At 63.9% G+C, this 21,635-nt stretch carries 19 protein-coding genes; 9 read left to right on the forward strand and 10 right to left on the reverse strand.

Features of this window, described 5'->3' with window-relative positions; all coding sequences use genetic code 11:
- Nucleotides 1-236 precede the first annotated feature (236 nt).
- From gcvT to gcvP, 3 genes are all read left to right on the forward strand, one after another.
- Nucleotides 237-1,331, forward strand: coding sequence for a glycine cleavage system aminomethyltransferase GcvT (gene gcvT, locus ACR0IR_RS12630; protein ID WP_170364172.1), 1,095 nt, complete (start codon nt 237-239; stop codon nt 1,329-1,331).
- An 18-nt stretch (nt 1,332-1,349) separates the two neighbouring features.
- Complete coding sequence (gene gcvH / locus ACR0IR_RS12635) at nt 1,350-1,715, forward strand: glycine cleavage system protein GcvH (protein ID WP_170360662.1); 366 nt, start codon at nt 1,350-1,352, stop codon at nt 1,713-1,715.
- 172 nt (nt 1,716-1,887) lie between these two features.
- A complete protein-coding gene (gene gcvP / locus ACR0IR_RS12640) occupies nt 1,888-4,743 on the forward strand; it encodes an aminomethyl-transferring glycine dehydrogenase (RefSeq protein WP_170364173.1) in 2,856 nt (951 codons plus the stop codon).
- A 39-nt stretch (nt 4,744-4,782) separates the two neighbouring features.
- Here the strand turns inward: gcvP and ACR0IR_RS12645 are convergent, their stop codons facing one another.
- Complete coding sequence (locus ACR0IR_RS12645) at nt 4,783-6,024, reverse strand: cytochrome-c peroxidase (RefSeq protein ID WP_170364415.1); 1,242 nt, start codon at nt 6,022-6,024, stop codon at nt 4,783-4,785.
- A gap of 45 nt (nt 6,025-6,069) precedes the next feature.
- Here ACR0IR_RS12645 and ACR0IR_RS12650 point away from each other — a divergent pair, with 45 nt between their 5' ends.
- Nucleotides 6,070-6,540, forward strand: coding sequence for a tetratricopeptide repeat protein (locus ACR0IR_RS12650; protein WP_005980315.1), 471 nt, complete (start codon nt 6,070-6,072; stop codon nt 6,538-6,540).
- 40 nt (nt 6,541-6,580) lie between these two features.
- On the opposite strand, the gene ACR0IR_RS12655 is transcribed toward ACR0IR_RS12650, so the two are convergent.
- From ACR0IR_RS12655 to ACR0IR_RS12680, 6 genes are read right to left on the reverse strand one after another with little or no spacing between them, the layout of a single operon-like run.
- On the reverse strand, nt 6,581-7,642 hold the full coding sequence (locus tag ACR0IR_RS12655; protein WP_170341179.1) for a TRAP transporter substrate-binding protein: 1,062 nt from the start codon (nt 7,640-7,642) through the stop codon (nt 6,581-6,583).
- Nucleotides 7,643-7,667: 25 nt separating this feature from the next.
- Nucleotides 7,668-8,957, reverse strand: coding sequence for a TRAP transporter large permease (locus ACR0IR_RS12660; RefSeq protein ID WP_170360669.1), 1,290 nt, complete (start codon nt 8,955-8,957; stop codon nt 7,668-7,670).
- Nucleotides 8,958-9,545 carry a TRAP transporter small permease gene (locus ACR0IR_RS12665; protein ID WP_005980318.1) on the reverse strand — a complete coding sequence of 196 codons (588 nt, stop codon included), beginning with the start codon at nt 9,543-9,545 and terminating at the stop codon, nt 8,958-8,960.
- A 52-nt stretch (nt 9,546-9,597) separates the two neighbouring features.
- Entirely contained in the window at nt 9,598-10,116 is a 519-nt protein-coding gene (locus ACR0IR_RS12670; protein WP_170364174.1) for a flavin reductase family protein, read from the reverse strand.
- Nucleotides 10,113-11,003 (reverse strand): aldo/keto reductase, encoded by an 891-nt coding sequence (locus tag ACR0IR_RS12675; RefSeq protein WP_170364175.1) that lies wholly within the window; start codon nt 11,001-11,003, stop codon nt 10,113-10,115. The genes ACR0IR_RS12670 and ACR0IR_RS12675 overlap by 4 nt, the downstream gene beginning before the upstream one ends.
- Complete coding sequence (locus ACR0IR_RS12680) at nt 11,003-12,157, reverse strand: LLM class flavin-dependent oxidoreductase (protein ID WP_093964187.1); 1,155 nt, start codon at nt 12,155-12,157, stop codon at nt 11,003-11,005. The genes ACR0IR_RS12675 and ACR0IR_RS12680 overlap by 1 nt, the downstream gene beginning before the upstream one ends.
- Before the next feature lie 104 nt (nt 12,158-12,261).
- Between ACR0IR_RS12680 and ACR0IR_RS12685 the strand changes: the two genes are divergently transcribed.
- The 5 genes from ACR0IR_RS12685 to ACR0IR_RS12705 all read left to right on the forward strand — a co-directional run bounded on the left by ACR0IR_RS12685 (nt 12,262) and on the right by ACR0IR_RS12705 (nt 17,923).
- On the forward strand, nt 12,262-12,972 hold the full coding sequence (locus ACR0IR_RS12685) for a GntR family transcriptional regulator (RefSeq protein ID WP_170342101.1): 711 nt from the start codon (nt 12,262-12,264) through the stop codon (nt 12,970-12,972).
- A gap of 13 nt (nt 12,973-12,985) precedes the next feature.
- Nucleotides 12,986-14,086, forward strand: coding sequence for a Gfo/Idh/MocA family protein (locus tag ACR0IR_RS12690; RefSeq protein WP_170364176.1), 1,101 nt, complete (start codon nt 12,986-12,988; stop codon nt 14,084-14,086).
- 182 nt (nt 14,087-14,268) lie between these two features.
- On the forward strand, nt 14,269-15,423 hold the full coding sequence (locus ACR0IR_RS12695) for a phosphoserine transaminase (protein ID WP_170364178.1): 1,155 nt from the start codon (nt 14,269-14,271) through the stop codon (nt 15,421-15,423).
- Nucleotides 15,424-15,491: 68 nt separating this feature from the next.
- Nucleotides 15,492-17,087 (forward strand): phosphoglycerate dehydrogenase, encoded by a 1,596-nt coding sequence (gene serA, locus ACR0IR_RS12700; protein ID WP_170364179.1) that lies wholly within the window; start codon nt 15,492-15,494, stop codon nt 17,085-17,087.
- 107 nt (nt 17,088-17,194) lie between these two features.
- A complete protein-coding gene (locus tag ACR0IR_RS12705) occupies nt 17,195-17,923 on the forward strand; it encodes a metallophosphoesterase (RefSeq protein ID WP_170364180.1) in 729 nt (242 codons plus the stop codon).
- On the opposite strand, the gene ACR0IR_RS12710 is transcribed toward ACR0IR_RS12705, so the two are convergent.
- The 3 genes from ACR0IR_RS12710 to ACR0IR_RS12720 form a co-directional block, all read right to left on the reverse strand.
- Nucleotides 17,924-19,441: a malonate--CoA ligase gene (locus ACR0IR_RS12710; RefSeq protein ID WP_170364181.1), complete on the reverse strand. Its 1,518-nt coding sequence runs from the start codon at nt 19,439-19,441 to the stop codon at nt 17,924-17,926.
- Nucleotides 19,442-19,518: 77 nt separating this feature from the next.
- The gene (locus tag ACR0IR_RS12715) at nt 19,519-20,223 is read right to left on the reverse strand and encodes a GntR family transcriptional regulator (protein ID WP_170364182.1); all 705 of its coding nucleotides are present in this window, start codon (nt 20,221-20,223) and stop codon (nt 19,519-19,521) included.
- A gap of 28 nt (nt 20,224-20,251) precedes the next feature.
- Nucleotides 20,252-21,613 carry a formimidoylglutamate deiminase gene (locus tag ACR0IR_RS12720; RefSeq protein ID WP_170364183.1) on the reverse strand — a complete coding sequence of 454 codons (1,362 nt, stop codon included), beginning with the start codon at nt 21,611-21,613 and terminating at the stop codon, nt 20,252-20,254.
- Nucleotides 21,614-21,635 lie beyond the last annotated feature (22 nt).

Raw genomic sequence — 21,635 nt, forward strand, 5'->3', positions numbered from 1 at the left:
CAGCATGCAGATGTATACTCCTTGTCCATGAGCGATTTAGGCCGTGATGAATACCTGCGATCTGAAGTCGGACGGAACACCGCCAGCCGTGAAGTTGCCGGTACCGGAAAATGCATGTCGACCAGCCAGAATTCCACTGACTCGATCCGGAAAGGCTGCCGTGGCATGGTATTCCCAGCCATGTGCTTTTGGATCCAGTCCATCGCGCCACTTTTGCCAAAAGAAAGAACACTGACATGCCTGGAATGAAGCGCACGCCGTTGTATGACCTTCATGTTGAGTTGGGAGGCAAGCTGGTTGATTTTGCGGGCTGGGAGATGCCCGTTCAGTATCCTTTGGGAATCATGGGCGAGCACAAGCAATGCCGCGAGAAGGCGGCGCTGTTCGATGTGAGCCACATGGGTCAGGTGATACTGCGGGGCGAGAATGTGGGCGAGAAGCTCGAGGCGCTGTGCCCGCAGGCTTTTACGACGCTGCCCGAGGGCAAGGCGCGCTACGGGTTCTTCACCAACGCGGACGGCGGGATCATGGACGACCTGATCGTGTCGAACGCGGGCGATCATTTCTTCGTGGTGGTGAACGCGGCGCTGCGCGATCAGGACATTCCGCACATGCGCGCGCACTTGGACGGGGTCGAGGTGACCGAGATCTTCGACCGCGCGCTGGTGGCGGTTCAGGGCCCGAAAGCCGAGGACGTGGTGGGCGCACTGTGCCCGGCGGCCCGCGATCTGAAGTTCATGGAAACCACCGTTGCCCAGATCGACGGAGTCGAATGCCGGATCTCGCGACTGGGTTACACGGGCGAGGACGGCTATGAGATCTCGATCCCCGAGGACAAGGCGATCGAGGTCACCCGCGCCCTGCTGGCGCATGAGGATTGTGAACCTGCGGGCCTGGGCGCGCGCGACAGCCTGCGGCTGGAGGCGGGTCTGTGCCTCTATGGCAATGACATCGACCAGAGCACCTCGCCGATCGAGGCCAACCTGGCCTGGGCGATCCAGAAGCGGCGCAAGGAAGAGGGCGGCTTTCCCGGCGCGGCCCGCATCCAGCGCGCACTGGCCGAAGGTCCCGCGCGCAAGCTGGTGGGGATCAAACCCGAAGGCCGCGCCCCGGCGCGACAGGGGGTCGAGGTGCAGGATCTTCAGGGCAACACGATCGGTCAGATCACCTCGGGCGGGTTCGGCCCGACAGTCGGCGGACCGGTTGCGATGGGTTACGTCGCCGCCGGCCACACCGAGCCGGGCGAGAAGGTGAATCTGATCATCCGGGGCAAGGCGCAGCCGGCGCGGATCGTGGCGCTGCCCTTCGTCAAACAGAATTACAAGCGTTGAAGTCAGGAGAGAGACAGCATGGCAACCTATTATTCCGAAGAACATGAATGGCTGACGGTCGAGGGCGACACGGCCACGCTGGGCATCACCAAGCACGCGGCCGAGCAGCTGGGCGAGGTGGTGTTCGTCGAGCAGCAGGACGTGGGTGAAGAGTTTGCGAAGGACGGCGAGATCGGGGTGATCGAATCCGTCAAGGCGGCCTCCGAGATCTATGCCCCGGTCGATGGCGAGATCCTCGAGGTGAACGAGGCGCTGGCCGACAATCCGGGCGCGCTGAACGAGGATCCCGAGGGCGAGGCGTGGATCTACAAGATCAAGATCACCGATGCCGCGCAGTTGGAAGATCTGATGGACGAGGCCGGCTACAAGGCGTTCATCGGCTAAACCCACGGGGTCCCGGCCTGGGGCTCCATCGTTTTGACTTGTGCCGCCGAATTTGGGCTCCGCCCGTTCGGGCCTGAAACTGTCCACCAGACAGTTCCCGGGACGGCCCCTACTCCCCGCCGGAGGCTTCCTCAGTCTCCGTCGGGCCTGACCTATCCATGGGAGCGCTGCAATGGCCTTCAAACTGACCGACTACGAAGCCTATGACTTTGCCAACCGTCGCCATATCGGTCCCAGCCCGACCGAGATGCGCGACATGCTGAAAGTGATCGGCTTCAAGACGCTGGACGATCTGATCGACGCCACCGTCCCCCCGGCGATCCGGCAGAAAGAGCCGCTGGACTGGGGCCCGGCGATGACGGAACGCGACGCGCTCTATCACATGAAGAAGGTGGCGGGAAAGAACAAGGTTCTGACCTCGCTGATCGGTCAGGGCTATTACGGCACCACCACCCCGGCGCCGATCCTGCGCAACATCCTGGAGAACCCGGCCTGGTACACCGCCTACACGCCCTATCAGCCCGAGATCAGCCAGGGCCGGCTCGAAGCGCTGCTGAACTTCCAGACCATGGTCAGCGACCTGACCGGGCTGGACGTGGCCAACGCCTCGCTGCTGGACGAGGCGACCGCGGCGGCCGAGGCGATGGCGATGGCCAAGCGTGGCGGGCGCTCCAAGGCCAACAACGCGGCCTTCTTCGTGGACCGCAACTGCCACCCGCAGACCATCGCGGTGATCAAGACCCGGGCCGAGCCCCTGGGCATCGACGTCAAGGTCGCCGACCCTGACGAGCTGGACGCGGGCGCGGTGTTCGGCGCGATCTTCCAGTATCCGGGCACCTATGGCCATGTGCGCGACTTCACATCGGAAATCGCGGCGCTGCATGAACACAACGCCATCGCCATCGTGGCCGCCGACATCCTGTCGCTGGCGCTGCTGAAATCCCCGGGCGAGATGGGGGCCGACATCGCCGTGGGCTCGACCCAGCGCTTCGGCGTGCCGATGGGCTATGGCGGCCCGCACGCCGCCTACATGGCCACCACCGACAAGCTCAAGCGCGCGATGCCGGGCCGGATCATCGGCGTCAGCATCGACAGCCGCGGCAACAAGGCCTATCGCCTGGCGCTGCAGACCCGCGAACAGCACATCCGCCGCGAGAAGGCCAATTCGAACGTTTGCACCGCGCAGGCGCTGCTGGCGGTGATCGCCTCGATGTATGCCGTGTACCACGGCCCCGACGGGATCAAGGCCATCGCGCAGTCGGTGCACCGCAAGACCTCGCGCCTGGCCGCGGGCCTGGAAGAACACGGCTTCAAGGTCGAGCCCGAGGTGTTCTTCGACACGATCACGGTCGAGGTCGGCCCGCTGCAGAAGACCGTCATGGAGGCGGCGGTGGCGCGTGGTGTCAACCTGCGCAAGGTGGGCGAGACCCGCGTCGGCATCAGCCTGGATGAACAGACCCGCGCCGAGACCATCGAGGCGGTCTGGGGCGCCTTCGGCATCGACAAGAAGGACGACAGCTCGAACAAGCAGTACCGCCTGCCGGACTATGCGCTGCGCGAGACGCCTTATCTGACCCATCCGATCTTCCACAAGAACCGGGCCGAGGCCGAGATGACCCGCTACATGCGCCGTCTGGCCGACCGCGACCTGGCGCTTGATCGGGCGATGATCCCGCTGGGCAGCTGTACCATGAAGCTGAACGCCACGATCGAGATGATCCCGGTCACCTGGCCCGAGTTCGCCAACATGCACCCGTTCGTGCCGGAAGATCAGGCGCAGGGCTATCACGAGATGATCGCCGATCTGAACGACAAGCTGTGCCAGATCACCGGCTATGACGCGATCAGCCAGCAGCCCAACTCGGGCGCGCAGGGCGAATATGCGGGCCTGCTGACGATCCGCAACTATCACATCGCCAACGGGCAGGGGCACCGCAACGTTTGCCTGATCCCGACCTCGGCGCATGGGACCAACCCGGCTTCGGCGCAGATGGTCGGATGGCAGGTGGTGCCGGTGAAGGCGGACGCGAAGGGCAACATCGATCTGACCGACTTCCGCGAGAAGGCCGAGAAACACTCGGATAACCTGGCCGGCTGCATGATCACTTACCCCTCGACCCACGGCGTTTTCGAGGAAACCGTGCAGGAGGTCTGCCAGATCACCCATGACCACGGCGGGCAGGTCTATATCGACGGGGCCAACATGAACGCCATGGTGGGTCTGTCGCGCCCCGGCGACATCGGCGGCGATGTCAGCCACCTGAACCTGCACAAAACCTTCTGCATTCCGCATGGCGGCGGCGGCCCCGGCATGGGCCCGATCGGCGTCAAGGCGCATCTAGCCGAGCACCTGCCGGGCCACCCTGAATACGGGACCGCCGTGGGTCCGGTTTCGGCGGCGCCCTTCGGCTCGCCCTCGATCCTGCCGGTCAGCTGGGCCTATGTCCTGCTGATGGGCGGCGCGGGTCTGACCCAGGCGACCAAAGTGGCGATCCTGAACGCCAACTACATCGCCGCACGTCTGCAGGAGGCCTATCCGATCCTCTACACCTCCGAGACCGGTCGTGTGGCGCATGAATGCATCCTCGACACCCGCCCGCTGGCCGAGGCCGGCAACATCACCGTCGACGACGTGGCCAAGCGGCTGATCGACAGCGGCTTCCACGCGCCGACCATGTCTTGGCCGGTGGCCGGCACGCTGATGGTCGAGCCGACGGAATCCGAGCCCAAGGACGAGCTGGACCGCTTCTGCGACGCCATGCTGTCGATCCGCGCCGAGGCGCAGGATGTCATCGACGGCAAGATCGACGCCGAGAACAACCCACTGAAGAACGCCCCCCACACGGTTCGCGATCTGGTGGGCGAGTGGGACCGGCCCTACACCCGCGAACAGGCCTGCTTCCCGCCGGGATCGATGGGCGTCGACAAATACTGGTCGCCCGTCAACCGCGTCGACAACGCGTACGGAGACCGGAACCTCGTCTGCACATGCCCGCCCATGGAAGCTTACGAAGAAGCCGCCGAATAAAAACACCGAAACCCCCGCCCGATCCGGCGGGGGTTTTTCTCAGGGCTTGAAGTCCGCGGGCACGCCAAAGGGCGGCGTCTCCACGCTCGTCCCGGTCAGGGCGTGCAGGAACGCCACCAGTTGCGCGATTTCACCGTCGCTCAGGTCAACTGGCGTGATGTCGACCTTGGCGCGTTGGCGTGCCATCTCGAACTGGTCCTGCCAGACGATGAAATCGGCCTGTTCCAGCCACGGCACCCGGGGCAGCGCGGCCTGATCGGTTGTCCAGCGTGACAGGCTGGTTGCCGGGTTCAGGTGGTGACGGGTGATCCCTTCGAGGTCGGGAAAGGCGCCGTTGTGGCCATATGGTGCGGTCAGCGCCACGTTGCGCAGCATCGGCGTGCGGAACCGGTAGGCGTCCTCCAGCCGGTCACTTTCGCCCATGCGACCCACGTCGCGGGCATAGGCGTCCCATTGCCGGGTGCGGCCGGGGCCGAAAGGCGGCAGGGCCAGTGCGTGGAATTTCTGATCCGACAGCAGCGGCCCCGAATGGCAGGTGGCGCACCGCGCCTTGCCGTAGAACAGCCGCATCCCGGCCTTCTGATCGGGGGTCAGGGCGGTCTCGTCCCCAGCCAAATACTGGTCGAACGGGCTGTCGGTGCTGCGCCATTCGATGGCCATGAATGCGGCCAGAGCGTTGGCGACATGGGTTATGGTGATGTCCTCGCTGCTGTCCACGTCGTCAAAGGCGGCCACCATCGCGGGGCCGTATTTCGGGTCGGTCCGCACCCGCTTGGCCAGGATCGGCCAGCCCTTGTCGATCCGGTCATGCACGGCGCCGGTGACCTGGTTCTCGGCCACGTTCCCAGCCATTTCGAACTGAGCGGTCAGCGGAAACAGCGCCTGTGCGGCCAGCAGCGAGTTCAGCCCTTCGGGCAGCCATTCCTGCGCGGGCGAGTTGAACCCGTTGCCATAGACGTCCGACAGGCTGAGCCGCCCGTCATGGAACATCGTGTGGATGTCGCGCGCGCCCAGGTTCCACAGGCCCGGCGCGTTGCGCGGGATGCGCTTGCGGACGCGGTCCGCCCCGGTGCCGGGTGTGCGGTCGGGGCCAAGACCCTCGCCGCCCTCGCCGATGCCCAGCGACAGGCCGTCGGAGGTGCCGAAATCGGGGTGGTGGCAATGGGCGCAGCTGATGTTGCGGTTGCCCGCCAGGATCGGGTCATAAAATAGCTGGTGACCGATCGCGGCCTGTTCCCTATCAAAGAACAGAAAGTCGTCATCGGTCAGCGGCGCGGGCAGGTCCTGCGCCCAGGCCGCCCCGCAGAACAGGAGACCCGCCGCCCCATGCGCCAGCTTGTGCTTGCCCTTTGTCTTGCCGCCACGCCCGTCTGGGCCGAACTGGAACAGGCCCGCGATCTGATGGAGGCAGGCGAGTTTGCCGCCGCGCGCGAACAGCTTCTGCCCGCGGCCCGGTCGGGCAACGCCGAGGCCGAGGAGCTGATCGGCGTGATGTACGGCCTTGGTCTTGGGGTCGAGCAGGACTACGAACGCGCGTTCGAATGGTATCTGCGTGCCTCGATGAAGGGGCATCCGGGCGCGCAATCGGGTGTCGGGTGGTATTACGAGCTGGGCCTGGGACTGCCCGCGCCCGATCTGGTTCGGGCCTACATGTGGTACACGCTCAGCGCCATCGGCGGCGACCCCGATGCGGCGATCAGCCTGGAAGAGGTGGTCAAGAAGATGACGCCCGAACAGATCGAAAAGGCCCATGTGTTGGTCAATGACTACAAGGGGTGGATGTACCCCTTTCGGTAAAGGCGGGCCGGGATGACGCGACACCCCGGCCCGAACCGTATCAGTTCAGGTCGGCGGCGCGTTCCGCGTTGATCTCGGCCTCGGCCTCGGCCACGGCCGCGGTCAGAGCGCCATAGATCTCGTCCCCGCGCGCGACGTTCTGCTGGAACCAGTCATAGACCGGGGTCGCGGCCTGCTTGAACGCTTCTTTTTCCTCGGGGGTCGGCACGTACAGGTCGCCGCCACCGGCCACGAAATCCTCGTAGGCCTGGATCGACTTGCGCTTGGGCGAGGCAAAGGTGGCCTGCTGCAGCGCATAGAACCCATCGACGACGACACGGCGCAGGTCTTCGGGCATTTCCTGGAACTTGGCGTTGTTCATCCACCAAAGCGCGCCCATATAGGCGTGCCCGTCCAGCGTGACGTATTGCAGGCCGGCATCGGGGAATTTCATGCCCATGATGTCGGTGATGCCGTTTTTCGAGCCGTCAACCACGCCGGTCTGGAAACTGGTGAAGAGTTCCGGCCAGGGGATCGGAGTGGGCGAGGCGCCCAGGGCCTTGACCAGTTCCTGCGGCAGGTCTGCGACCACGGTGCGGATCTTCAGCCCGTCCATGTCGGACGGCTGGGTCACGCGGCGCTTGGTGTTGGCGAAATTGCGCCAGCCGCCGGTGTTGCCAATGGTCATCAGGCGGATCGCGCCGCCCGAATCCTCCAGCGCCATTTCGCGCATCTTGCGGGTGAAATCACCCGACAGGACCCGCTCGGCGATGCGGTCGTCGGCCATCAGATAGGGCAGGTCCAGAACCTGCACATACGGAAAGATGCCCGAGGCCCCGCCCGAGGTCGAGATGTAGATGTCGATGGTGCCGTCGGCCACGCCCTGCAGGCATTCGGCCCCGTTCGAGCACAGCTGCGTGCCGATGAACAGCTCGACCTCGATCGCGCCATTCGAGGCGTTCTCGACGAAGTTCTTGAACACGACCAGGCCGTCATAGTCCTCGTCGTTTTCGTTCGAGTTGGCGGTGGCGCGCAGCGTATAGTCGGCCGCCGAGGCCGCCAGCGCCGAGGCCGCCACCAGCGACGTGGCCAGTGCTGCGGTTTTGAAGAATGTTCTGAGCATGCGTTTCCTCCCTGTGGTACTCAGTCTAGTTTGCAAACCCCGTCAGTCTCGGGATCGTCATGGATATTGCGGGGACATAGGTGATCAGGAAGATCACTGCGATTTCGACGGCCAGGAACGGCAGGATCGCCTTGGCGATGGTTTCCACCCGTTCGCGTGACACGGCGGCGGCCACGAACAGCACCAGCCCCATGGGCGGCGTGGCCAGGCCAACGGTCAGGTTGACGCTCATGATGATGGCGAAGTGGATCGGGTCGACCCCCAGGCTGGTGAAGATCGGGCCCAGGATCGGCCCCAGGATGATGATCGCCGGGCCTGCATCCAGGAACATGCCCACGACGAACAGCAGCAGGTTGATCAGGAACAGCAGGATCAGCGGGTTTTCGGACAGTCCGAGGATCAGCGCGGCCAGTTGCTCGGGCGCATGGCTGAGGCTGACCACGGTCTTGAACGCCATCGCCGCCCCCACCAGCAACAGCACCACGGCCGAGGTCATGCCCGCGTTGCTGAGAACGTCGGGCACCTCTTTCAAGGTCAGCGTGCGCAGCACGAAAAACCCGATGATGAAGGCATAACCGACGGCGACGGCGGCGGCCTCGGTCGGGGTGAAGATGCCGCCCAGAATGCCGCCCAGAATGATTACCGGCGTCATCAGCGGGAAAAAGGCCTTGAGGCTGGCCTGACCGCGCTCGGGCCAGGTGTATTTGCGGCTGGCCACCGGGAAATCATACCGGTTGGCCATGACCTTGATCATCAGCATCAGGCCGATGCCCACCATGACACCCGGCACGATGCCGGCCAGGAACAGGGCCGCGACGCTTTCGCCCATGACATAGGCATAGATGATCATGATCCCCGAGGGCGGGATGATCGGCCCGATGACCGAGCTGGCGGCGGTGATCGCGGCGGCGAATTTGCGGGTATAGCCCTGCTTCTCCATTGCCGGGATCAGCATCGAGCCCAGCGCCGAGGTATCGGCCACCGCCGAGCCCGACAGCCCCGCGAAGAGGATCGAGCTGAGCACGTTCACATGCGCCAGCCCGCCGCGCAGATGCCCCATCAGCGCCTGGCTGAACTCGACCAGACGGATGGTGATGCCGCCACGGTTCATAAGCTCTCCGGCCAGCATGAAGAAGGGGATGGCCATCAGCGGAAAGCTGTCCATCCCGTTGTAGACATTGCGATACAGCAAGGTGATGTCGTTGGTCTGGCCGTTCAGCCACAGCAGCAGGCCGGGCGCGGCCAGCAGCGCGAAAAAGACCGGCAGGCCGATCAGCAGAAACACCAGAAAGACGGGCAGGAACCAGACCAGCATCTATTCGGCCCCCACGGCTGCTTCAGGGATCTCGGGCAGCAGGTCACCGCCGCCCAGCATGGTGATGATCGACCGCAGGATCAGTTCGATGTTGACCGACAGCAGCAGGATCACGCCCACCAGCAGGGAGGCCATCATCCAGCTGCGCGGGATCCGGTACCATTCGTCAAAGCCTAGCGAGGTGGGCAGGTACAGCGCGGCGGTGGCGAAACGCCCGCCAAAACCGGTGACCTCGGACCAGCCGATGCGCACGGCGACCACCAGAACCGTCAGGCTGAGCAGCAGCAGAAACAGGTTCAGCAACTGGCCGGGTACGCGCGGCAGAAAGCGGACCAGCATGTCGATGGCCACGAACCCGCCGCGCCGGAATGCGGTGGGTGCCATCAGGCCGGTCATCCACAACATGCAGAACCGCGCGGCCTCGTCAGGCCAGGGCAGGGCGTTGCCCAGAACGTATCGGAAGAACACCTGGATCAGGATCGCGATCACCATGAAGGCGATCGCAACGACACCAACCGCGCGGCCCAGACGCAGCGCGGTTTCGTTCACGAATGCAATCGGCGCAAGCACCGACGTCAATCCGCCCATGCGGTTCCTCCCTGTTCAGGCCGCGGGTTTGGCCCGCGACCGTGTCCCGCGCTTATTGGTGCGCGAATTGGCCGAGCTTGCCGGCGTAAAAGGTCAGCGCGTCTCCGTCCGCCATGCTGGCCCGCAAGACCTTGCCCACCACGATAACGTGATCGCCCGCATCGTGATACGCATGTTGTTCACATTCGAACCGCGCCAGGCATCCGCGCAGCAGCGGCGTTCCGTTTTCGCAGCGGTCGTGGTCGATGTCGCGCAGGGCAAAGGCGTCTTTCGAGCAGCCAAAGCACAGCTCGGCCTGGTCGGCCGAGAGAACATGAACACTGAAATGACGCGCCTTGTGAAAATAGGGGAACCGGCGCGAATTCCGGTCGCCGGCCCACATCACCAAAGGCGGGTCCAGCGACAGCGAGGAAAAGCTGTTGGCCGTGATGCAGACCGGCCCGTCGGGGCTGTAGCAGGTCACGACGGTGACGCCGGTGGCGAACCGGCCGAAAGCGTCCCGCAGGGTGCGGGTGTCGTCCTTGTGCGGAATGAAGGTGCGCGCCATGTCGTTCGAGAATGCGTTCATCATGGTACCTCATGCCCCAGCGCCGCCTCGTAGAGACGGAACCAGGCTTCACGATCCAGATTGACTTTCAGGGCGTCCGAAATGCGCTTGATGCGGTCCAGGCTGTTGGTGCCCAGAACCGGCAGGATGCCGGCCGGATGGGCCAGCAGGAAGGCCACGGCCACCGCGGCACGGTCGACGCCGAACTGTGCGCCGATCTCGTCCGCGACCACGCCCACCGGAGGATTGCCCGCCATCAGCGCTCCGCCGCCCAGCGGCGACCACGCCATCACCGGGTGGCCGTGCTGCTGGTGAAAGGCCAGATCGCCATTGGTGAACGGAGCGATCGCGCCCAGAGAAATCTCGATCTGGTTGGTCACCAGCGGGGTCTTCATGGCCGATTGCAGCAGTTGCCAGTCCCAGGGGCGGAAATTCGACACGCCCACCGCGCGGACCTTGCCGCTGGCCACCACCTCGTCCAGCGCGGCGCCGGTTTCATGGTGGTCCATGAACGGATCGGGGCGGTGGATCAGCAGCAGGTCGATATGGTCGATCGCCATTTCCCGCAGCGAGGTGTCCACAGATTTCAGGATATGCGCGCGCGAGGTGTCATAGTATTTCACCTTGGCATCCGCATAGCGCCCGCAGGGGGCGACGATGTCGCATTTGGTAACGATCTCCATCCGGTCGCGTAGGCCGGGATTGGCGCGCAGGGCGTTGCCCAGAATCGCCTCGGCGCCATAGTCGCCATAGATGTCGGCCTGATCGAAGCTGGTGATGCCCTGATCCAGACAGGCGTGGATCTTGGCCGCCACATGCGCGGCCGAGGTGTCGCTGTCATCGCCCAGCCGCCACATGCCATAGACAAGGCGGCTCAGTTCCAGGGTGTCAGAAAGCTTGATACTTTGCATCAACGACGAACTCCGTTGCCCAGCGGCGTCGCCGGGGTGTCAGCAGGGACCCTTCCATAGGCTTCGGGAAGAGAGCAGGTTTTCAGATGTGGCATCACACGGGTGCCGAAATGGCGGGCCTCGTCCATATGCGGATAGCCCGAGAAGATGAAGGCGCGGATGCCCATCTTCTGATACTCTTCGATCTTCGACAGCACCTGGTCTGTCGACCCCACCAGCGCCGCGCCGCAGCCTGACCGCGCCCGGCCGACGCCCGTCCACAGGCCCGGCTCGACATAGCCGTATTTGTCGGCCAACTCGCGGTTCCTGGCCTGATGCGAAACACCCAATGAGGTGGCGTCCAGCGCCCGTTCACGGATCGCGCGGCCGTATTCGTCATCCAGCTTCGACACGATGTAGTCGGCATATTCCTTGGCCTCGGCCTCGGTGTCGCGCACGATCATGTGCACCCGCAGACCATAGTCCAGCGTGCGGCCGTATTCGTCGGCCACCGCGTGCACGGCCTTCATCCGCTCGGCCAGCTGGTCCTTGGTTTCTGGCCACATCAGATAGACGTCGCAATGCTGGCCGCACAGCTTCAGCGCATCGGGCGAGTACCCCCCGAAATACAGCAGCGGCCCGCCAGTCTGATAGGGTTTGGCCGGATCGGTCGTCAGACCCGAGAAATTGTAGACCTGACCCTGATAGTTGATCTCATCCTGCGTCCAGGCCTGTTTCAGAATCTCGACCACCTCGCGCGAACGCTGGTAGCGATAGCTGCTCTCGGCCTTTTCCCCCGGAAAATCCGACGAGATGATGTTGACCGTCAGCCGCCCCTTCAGCATGTGATCCAGCGTCGCGATGGTGCGCGCCAGCATGATCGGCTGCATCTCGCCGCAGCGCACGGCGGCCAGCAGGTTGATCTTTTCGGTGATCGGGGCGCAGCCGGCGACAAAGCTCAGCGTGTCCTGCCCCACCTGATACGAGGACGGGCACAGGATGTTGCGGAAGCCCTGCGCCTCGGCCTCTTTCACGATGCCCGAGCAATGTTCCCAGCTGGAGCGCAGATCGCCGTCGGGCACGCCGAGAAACTGATAATCGTCCGAGCACAGCGCCGCGAACCACGAAACCTCGGCCGCATCCAGATCGGGGGATGTGATGGGGACGATCGTCATCTGATTCTCTCTCCTGCCGAGCTCAACTTTTCTCTTGCGTAGCAACCACATTGATGTAGATCAATAGTGTATCAATTTTTTCTGCGACCAAGTGAAGCGCCCGCGTGCCCCCATCCACCAGAAACCCCAACGCCCTGCCGATCTATGTGCAGATCGCCGAGCTGCTGATCCGCGACATCGCCGCCGGCCGGCTGATCGACGGCGAGCGTCTGCCGCCCGAGCGGGACATGGCGGCGCAGCTGAACGTCTCGGTCGGAACGCTGCGAAAATCGCTCGCCGAGCTGGAAAAAAAAGGGATGCTCGAGCGGATCCAGGGCTCGGGCAACTACGTGCGCGAGACCGGCACCCAGAACAGCGTCTATGCCATGTTCCGGCTGGAGCTGCCCGAGGGCGGCGGCCTGCCGCGCGCCGACATCTTGTCGGTCGATCACCTGGACAAGCCCGCCGACCTGCCCGATTTCGGCACCTCGCGGCGCGGGTCGCGCGTGCGGCGGATGCGCTATCTGAATGACACAATCATCGCAGTCGAGGAGATCTGGCTGGACGAATCAGCCGGTCTGATCGACCGGCGGCTGCTGTCGGACTCGCTCTATCGCTATTACCAGCAGCAACTTGGGTTCTGGATCACCCGCGCCGAGGATCGGGTTTCGGTCGGTCGGCTGCCCGATTGGACCCCCGCGAACTTCACCCGGCCGGCGGGCGAGACCGTCGGTTACATCGAGCGGTTCAGTTGGTCGGAACGGCCTGAACCCGTCGAGTTTTCGAAAACCTGGTTCGACCCGGACCGGGCAACTTACGTCCAACGACTGAAATGACGAGGAAACGCGCATGACCCGGACCATCAATTACGGGCTGATCGGATGTGGCATGATGGGGCAGGAACACCTGCACAACATCGCCCTGCTGGAGGGCACGCAAGTGGCTGCCATTTTCGAGCCCGACCCCGAGATGGCGCGCGCCGCGCAGGCGATTGCGCCGAGGGCCAGGATGGTGGCTTCGGTGCAGGACCTGCTGGCGGTCGAAGACCTGGACTGCCTGGTGATCGCCAGCCCCAACCATCTGCATGTGGATCAGATCGCCCAGATCGCCGAAACGCGTCCCTTGCCTCTGTTGGTGGAAAAGCCGCTGTTCACCAACCCCGGCGATGCGGCCCGTCTGGCCGAGATCGAGCGCAGCTATCCCTGTCCGATCTGGGTGGCGATGGAATATCGCTATATGCCGCCCATCGCTGCCCTGATCGCCGAGGCGCAGGACACCTGTGGCGGGGTCAAGATGCTGAGCATCCGCGAACACCGCTTTCCGTTCCTGGAAAAGGTCGGCAACTGGAACCGGTTCAACCGCAACACGGGCGGCACCTTCGTCGAGAAATGCTGCCATTTCTTCGACCTGATGCGCCTGATCCTGCAATCCGACCCGGTGCGCATCAGCGCCAGCGGCGGGCAGGCCGTGAACCATCTGGACGAAACCTATGACGGCGAAACGCCTGACATCCTCGACCACGGCTATGTCATCGTCGATTTTGCCTCGGGTGCGCGGGCGATGCTGGAGCTGTGCATGTTCGCCGAGGGCGCGCGGTATCAGGAGGAAATCTCGGTCGTCAGCCCCAAGGCTAAGATCGAGGCGCTGGTCCCCGGGCCGGGCCGGTTCTGGCCCGAACATCTGGGCGAGCCGCCGGTGCCGCAGCTGATCGTCAGCCCGCGCGACCCCAAAGGTCCGATCGCCTGCGACATTCCCGTCGATCCGCGCCTGCTGGCGGCGGGCGACCACAACGGCTCGACCTTCTATCAGCACCAGGGCTTTCTGGCGCTGGTGCGCGGTGAGCGCGACGCCCCGGATGTCAGCCTGACCGACGGCATGTGGGCAGTACGCATGGGTCTGGCGGCGCAGCAATCGCTGGCCACGGGCGAAACCGTCCGGCTGGATCGCTGAGGTCTTTCTGCGGGTGCAAAATGCGCCGATCGGAAACCTGTGTTCCGATTTGGCGTCACCGCCCGTGTCGTTTTTGATATTCAAAGCGTCTTTTCCGCTTGCCCGCCCAACCGCGGCCCCCTAGGTCTGGCCGCGGGACACCCCTCCCCAACGAGGGGCGTATATCTGGAAGGGTAACACCAATGACCATCGAACGACCGGCAGCGCGGCCGGCCAATCCGCGTTTTTCCTCGGGCCCCTGCGCCAAACCCCCTACATTCGAGCTGAACAAGCTGGCTGGTGCCGCGCTGGGCCGATCGCACCGCGCCGCCGTCGGCAAGGACAAGCTGAAGGCGGCCATCGAAGGCACGCGCGAGCTGCTGGGCATTCCGGCCGACTATCGTATCGGGATCGTTCCGGCCTCGGATACCGGCGCGGTGGAAATGGCGCTGTGGTCGCTTCTGGGCGAACGCAAGGTCGAGATGCTGGCCTGGGAAAGCTTTGGCGCGGGTTGGGTTACCGACGTGGTCAAACAGCTGAAGGTCGACGCCGAGGTGAAAACCGCCGATTACGGGCAGATCGTCGATCTGGCGTCCATCGATTTCAACAATGACGTGGTCTTTACCTGGAACGGGACCACCTCGGGCGTGCGGGTTCCCAATGGCGATTGGATCGCCGATGACCGCGCCGGCCTGACCATCTGCGACGCCACCAGCGCCGCTTTCGCCATGGACCTGCCTTGGGACAAGCTGGATGTCACCACCTTCAGCTGGCAGAAGGTTTTAGGTGGCGAGGCCGCGCATGGCATGCTGATCCTCAGCCCCCGCGCGGTCGAGCGGCTGGAAAGCTATACCCCCGCATGGCCGCTGCCGAAGATCTTCCGCCTGACCAAGGGCGGCAAGCTGATCGAGGGCATCTTCCAGGGTGCCACGATCAACACGCCGTCGATGCTGGCGGTCGAGGATTACCTGTTCGCGCTGGACTGGGCGCGCTCGGTCGGCGGGCTGCAGGGCCTGATCGCCCGCGCCGATGCCAATGCGCAGGCGATTTTCGAGTTCTGTGACCAGAACGACTGGATCGACAACCTGGCCGAGGACCCGGCCACCCGGTCGAACACCAGCGTCTGCCTGAAATTCACCGATCCGCGCATTCGCGACGGCGCCAGCTTTGCCAAGGCGGTCGCCAAGCGGCTGGAGACCGAGAACGTGGCACTGGACATCGGCGCCTATCGCGACGCGCCGGCCGGGCTGCGCATCTGGTGCGGCGGCACGGTCGAAACGTCCGACATCCAGGCGATGCTGCCCTGGCTGAAATGGGCGTTCGAGGCCGAGATCGCAGCCCAGGCCGAAGCCGCCTGACTCCTTTCCCCGACAAGATCCGGGCCGCGTCCGGCCCGGAGTCATCATTCCATTCAAGGACCACACACATGGCCCCCAAAGTACTCGTATCCGACAAGCTCAGCGAAACCGCGGTTCAGATCTTCCGCGACCGCGGCATCGACGTGGATTTCATGCCCGACGTGGGCAAGGACAAGGAAAAGCTGGCCGAGATCATCGGCAACTATGACGGCTTGGCCATCCGCTCGGCCACCAAAGTCACCGAGAAGATTCTGGAAAAGGCCGACAAGCTGAAAGTGATCGGCCGCGCCGGTATCGGCACTGACAACATCGACAAGGACGCGGCCTCGAAAAAGGGCGTGATCGTGATGAACACGCCGTTCGGCAACATGATCACCACCGCCGAGCACGCCATAGCCATGATGTTCGCCGTGGCGCGCCAGATCCCCGAGGCCAATGCCAGCACCCATGCGGGCAAGTGGGAAAAGTCCAAGTTCATGGGGGTCGAGCTGACCAACAAGACGCTGGGCGTGATCGGTGCCGGCAATATCGGCGGCATCGTCTGCGACCGGGCGCAGGGCCTCAAGATGAAGGTTATCGCCTATGACCCCTATCTGGGCCAGGAGAAGGCCGACAAGATGGGCGTGGAAAAGGTCGAGCTGGACGAGTTGCTGGCGCGGGCCGATTTCATCACCCTGCACGTGCCGCTGACGGACCAGACCCGCAACATCCTAAGCCGTGAGAATCTGGCCAAGACCAAGAAGGGCGTGCGCATCATCAACTGCGCCCGCGGCGGTCTGGTCGACGAAGGGGCGCTGGCCGAACTGATCAAATCCGGCCATGTCGCTGGGGCCGCCTTCGACGTGTTCAGCGAGGAACCGGCCAAGGAAAACCCGCTGTTCGGCCTGCCCAACGTGGTCTGCACCCCGCATCTGGGCGCCGCGACCACCGAAGCGCAGGAAAACGTGGCGCTGCAGGTGGCCGAGCAGATCTCGAACTATCTGCTGACCGGGGCGGTCGAGAATGCGCTGAACATGCCCAGCGTCACCGCCGAAGAGGCCAAGGTCATGGGGCCGTGGATCAAGCTGGCCGGCCATCTGGGCAGCTTCATCGGCCAGATGACCGACGAGCCGATCAAGGCGATCAACATCCTGTATGACGGCGTTGCGGCGCAGATGAACCTGGCCGCGCTGAACTGCGCGGTGGTGGCGGGGATCATGAAACGCTCGAACCCCGAGGTGAACATGGTCTCGGCCCCGGTGGTGGCCAAAGAGCGCGGCGTCAAGATCTCGACCACCAACCAGGACAAGTCGGGCGCCTTCGAGGGCTATATCAAGGTGACCGTGGTGACCGACAAGCGCGAACGCTCGATCGGCGGCACCGTGTTCAGCGACGGCAAGCCGCGCTTCATCCAGATCAAGGGCATCAATATCGATGCCGAGGTCGGCGCGCACATGCTCTACACCACCAACGAGGACGTGCCGGGCATCATCGGTACCCTGGGCAAGACTATGGGCGAGCATGGGGTGAACATCGCCAACTTTACCCTGGGCCGCGCGGAAGCCGGCGGCGAGGCGATCGCGCTGCTGTATGTTGACGAGCCGGTTCCGGCCGAAGCCCGCGCCAAGCTGGCCGAAACCGGGCTGTTCACCCAGATCAAGCCGCTGGAGTTCGACGTGGTCTGATCCGGCAAGACCCGGATGAAAGCGATTGACGCCTGCACCCGCCCGGTGCAGGCGTTGTCGTTGCAAAGGCCCGCAAATCCAACCCCGCCTGGAACGGAGACATGGACATGACCGCGCCCATCTACGCCATCGGTGATCTGCACGGCCAGACGGCCGAGTTCGACCGCGCCCTGTCGCTGATCGAGCGGGATGGTGGGCGCGAGGCGCGGATCGTGTTTTTGGGCGACTACGTCGATCGCGGTCCCGACAGCAAGGGCCTGCTGGACCGGCTGATTGCCGGGCGCGACGCCGGGCGGAACTGGGTCACGCTGCTGGGCAACCATGACCGGATGTTCGCGTGGTTCCTGCAGGATGAGCCGCGCCATGATCCGCATCTTCTGGTCGGCTACCACTGGCTGCACGAGCGGCTGGGCGGCACCGAAACCCTGCGCAGCTATGGTGTCGAATTCGAAGATCGCACCCGCCTTCAGGATGTGCATCGCGCGGCCGTTGCGGCAGTGCCGGTCGCGCACAAGGCTTTTCTGCGCGACCTGGTGCGGATGCATCAGACCCCCGAGATTGCCTTTGTCCACGCTGGCATCCGGCCGGGCGTGCCGCTAGGCGCGCAGGCCGAGGACGATCTGGTCTGGATCCGTCAGAGCTTTCACGCCTGCGAAACCCCGCACTCCAAGCTGATCGTGCACGGCCACACGGTCGTGGACCGCCCCACCCATTTCGGGAACCGCATCAACCTGGACAGCGGCGCGGGCTATGGCCGCCAAACCGGGGTTGCCGTGTTCGAGGGGCGCGACTGCTGGCTGCTGACCGAAGCCGGACGCGTGCCGCTGCGCCCCTGATCAGCCGCCTGCGAACATGTTCTTGTAGGCCTCGCGGAGGGCGTTTTTCTGCACCTTGCCCATCGTATTGCGCGGCAGTTCGTCCAGCAGGATCAGCCTGCGGGGATTTTTGAAACGGGCAAGGCTTTGGCTCACCGCCTCCATGATCGCATCCAGATCCGGCGCCGCGCCGGCCTCGGGCACCAGGATGCCCAGCACGGTCTCCCCGAAATCCGGGTGCGGTACGCCGATCACCGCGCTTTCCAGCACGCCGGGCTGGTCATCCAGAACCAGCTCGACTTCCTTGGGATAGATGTTGTAGCCGCCCGAGATGATCAGGTCTTTGCCGCGCCCAACGATATGCACATAGCCGTCCGCGTCGATGCGGCCCAGATCACCGGTGATGAAGAACCCGTCCTCGCGCAGTTCGGCGGCGGTTTTCTCGGGCATCTGCCAATAACCCTTGAACACGTTCGGGCCGCGCACCTCGATCATGCCGATCTCGCCCTGCGGCAGCGGATCGCCCGTTTCGGGGTCGGTGATCTTCAACTCGACCCCCGGCAGCGAAAAGCCCACGGTTCCGGCCCGACGTTCGCCGTCATAGGGGTTCGAGGTGTTCATGTTGGTCTCGGTCATGCCATAGCGTTCAAGGATGCGGTGACTGGTGCGTCGCTCGAACCGCGTGTGGGTTTCGGCCAGCAGCGGCGCCGAGCCGGAAATGAACAGCCGCATGTGCCGGGTCAGATCTCCGGTGAACCGGTCGTCGTCCAGAAGCCGGGTGTAGAAGGTCGGCACCCCCATCATCGAGGTGGCCTTGGGCATCAGGCGCAGGATGTCGTCCAGATCGAAGCCCGGTAGAAAGATCATCGATCCACCGGCCGACAGCATGACATTGGTGGCCACGAACAGGCCGTGGGTGTGAAAGATCGGCAGCGCGTGCAGCAACACGTCGTCCGCGGTGAAGCGCCACTCCTGCACCAGCGTTTCGGCATTCGACAGCAGGTTCGCCTGCGTCAGCATTGCACCCTTGGACCGCCCGGTGGTGCCCGATGTGTAAAGGAAAGCTGCGAGGTCATCCTCGGTCCTATGCGCGGGTTCGAAGGCTGGCAACATCCCAAGTGCGCGCCGCATCAGGCTGCCGGAACCGTCCGCGTTCAGGGTTTCGAGCATTGCATTCTGCGCTTGGGCAATCGGCTCGATATCGGCTTGTGAATTGGCATCCGCGACAACCATCCGAGCACCGCTGTTTTCGATGAAATACCGCAGCTCGTCTGTCGTGTAGGCGGTGTTCAGCGGCAGAAATATCAGCCCGGCCTGAACGCAGGCTGCATAAAGCGCCAGCGCCTCGGGCGATTTCGCGACCTGCACCGCAACGCGGTCATCCGGTTCCAGTCCGCAGGCCGTCAAAGCGTTGGCGATCCGGGCCGCCATGTCCAGGAAATCGGCATGTGTGAGAACGCGTCCGTCCGGCAGATGCAGGAACGGCGTTGTCTTACCCGCGTGAATGCCGAAAAGTCGATCGTATAGCGGGTTGCTCATCCCGTTCTCCGTGTTGCCGTTGCTCGGTCAAGGCGAACCTGTACCGGATTCGGGCCGCGGTAAAGGCCCGGACAGCGTCAGAACCGGGTGGTCATCCGGTAGCCGGCCGCGAAATACATCTTGGCGAAGGTAACCGGGCTGCCTTGCAACCAGGTGATACGTTCCGCGGTAAAGACCGGCTCGCCAACCGTTACGTCCAGAAACCCGGCCAGTTCGGCATCGGCGCGGCTTGCCAGAAAAGACAACTCGACATTGGTGAAGGGGACCGTCTGAATCAGCCATTCATTGGGTCCCAGCGTCGAGAAATCAGCCTGTTCGACAGCCGGAACGCTGGCCGTAACGATCCAGCGATCCTCGAACTGAAACGGGGCGTTGTCCGAAAAATGCATGCACCGAACATGCATCACCCGCCGATCCGATCCCATCGCCAGCCGCGCGGCCAGCCAGTCGGGCGCCTGTTCGGCTTGGGCTGAGACAAGTGCATAGCGGTAGGTGCCGCTCAGAGCCTCGACCTCTTCCCGGACCAGCGGGATTGTGAACCGGGCCTGTCTCTGCGGCGCGCTCAGCACCCGGGTACCGGCCTTGCGGCGACGTTCCAGAAATCCTTCCTCGGCCAGTTCGCGCAGCGCCCGATTGACCGTTGTACGCGTGCAGGAAAACTCGACCGCAAGGTCCTGTTCGTTGGGCAGCAACATGTCTGGCAGCCACTGGCCCGAGCGGATGCGGTCAAGCACAGTCTGCTTGATTTCCTTGTAGCCGGTCGTGTCAGCGGTCTGGGTCATCTTGATCTCAACTCAGTTCTTTGCCGGTTCAGACGTCGGTCAACAGGTCTGCAATCGCGGCTTTGTAGTCTCTGATTATCGTCTCGCGCGCAATATGCCTGCCATCCCGCACCATATGACGGCCTGCCGACCACAGATCCGTTACCAGACCATCGGGTGCGGCAAAGCACAAGCCGGCCAGAAGCTGATGATCCGCCAGCGCGCAAAGCGTTGGGTGCGACCGGTCAAGCGCCACCAGGTCGGCCAGTTTGCCGACCGCGATCTCTCCGGCATTGCGGCCCAGAGCCTGCGCCCCGCCTTGTGCCGCGCCGGTGTACAACGCATGTCCTACGGAACCGTTGGCTGCCGCCAGAACCGCGCGGGATCGGTCGCGAAGGCGCTGGGAATATTCCAGACTGCGCAACTCCTCTGGCAGAGAAATCCGCACGTTGGAGTCTGACCCGACACCGAACCGTCCTCCAGCGTCAAGGTAGGGCACTCCGTTGAAGATCCCGTCGCCCAGGTTGGCTTCTGTAATCGGACACAGGCCGGCCACGGCCTCCGAACGCGCCAGAGCGCGTGTTTCGGCGTCGTTCATCTGGGTGGCATGGATCAGACACCAGCGTGAGTCGATCTGGGCATTGTCCAGAAGCCAGGCGACCGGGCGTTGGCCCAAAGCGGATTGCACGTCCTCGACCTCTTTCACCTGTTCGGCGATATGGATGTGAACCGGACCCTCCGGAACCTGCGCCAGCAGCAGGGCCAAGTCCGTGGGTGAGGTGGCGCGCAACGAGTGCGGCGCGATGCCGACCACCGTGTCCGCGGCAAGATCTGCGGCAGCCGACCAGCACTCGTGATACAGGTCCGTGAACCGGTCCACGTCATTGCCGAACCGCAGCTGGCCGCCAGACAGGGGCTCTTGGCGGACGCCGCCGTAGGAATAGAGAACCGGCAAATGGGTCAGACCGATTCCCGCACGCAAAGCTGCTGCGAAGATACGCTGGCTCAGCTCGGAAAGCTGGTCGTAGGGCGCGCCGCCGGGCTGGTGATGCACATAGTGGAATTCCCCGACTGCGGCATATCCGGCCTCCTGCATCTCAAGGAACACCAGCGCGGCGATGGCCTCCATCTGCTCGGGCGTCAACCTGTCCAGAAAGCGGTACATCAGATTTCGCCAGGACCAGAAGCTTTCCCGCCCGGCTGCGCGAAACTCGGTCATACCGGCCATAGCGCGCTGAAACGCGTGGCTGTGCAGGTTCGACAAGGCTGGCAGCAGGACATCAACACAGGTGTCGGCCGACTGCGGACTCGCACCGGTCTCCAATCCGGTGATGACGCCATTCGCAGTTTCGACCCGCAGGTCTGAAACCCAGTCAGAGCCTAACAAGGCGGTTTTGGCGTGGATCTGCATCGGCGTTTCTTTTTGTGTAGAC

The organism is Ruegeria sp. CF2 (genome assembly GCF_056537385.1).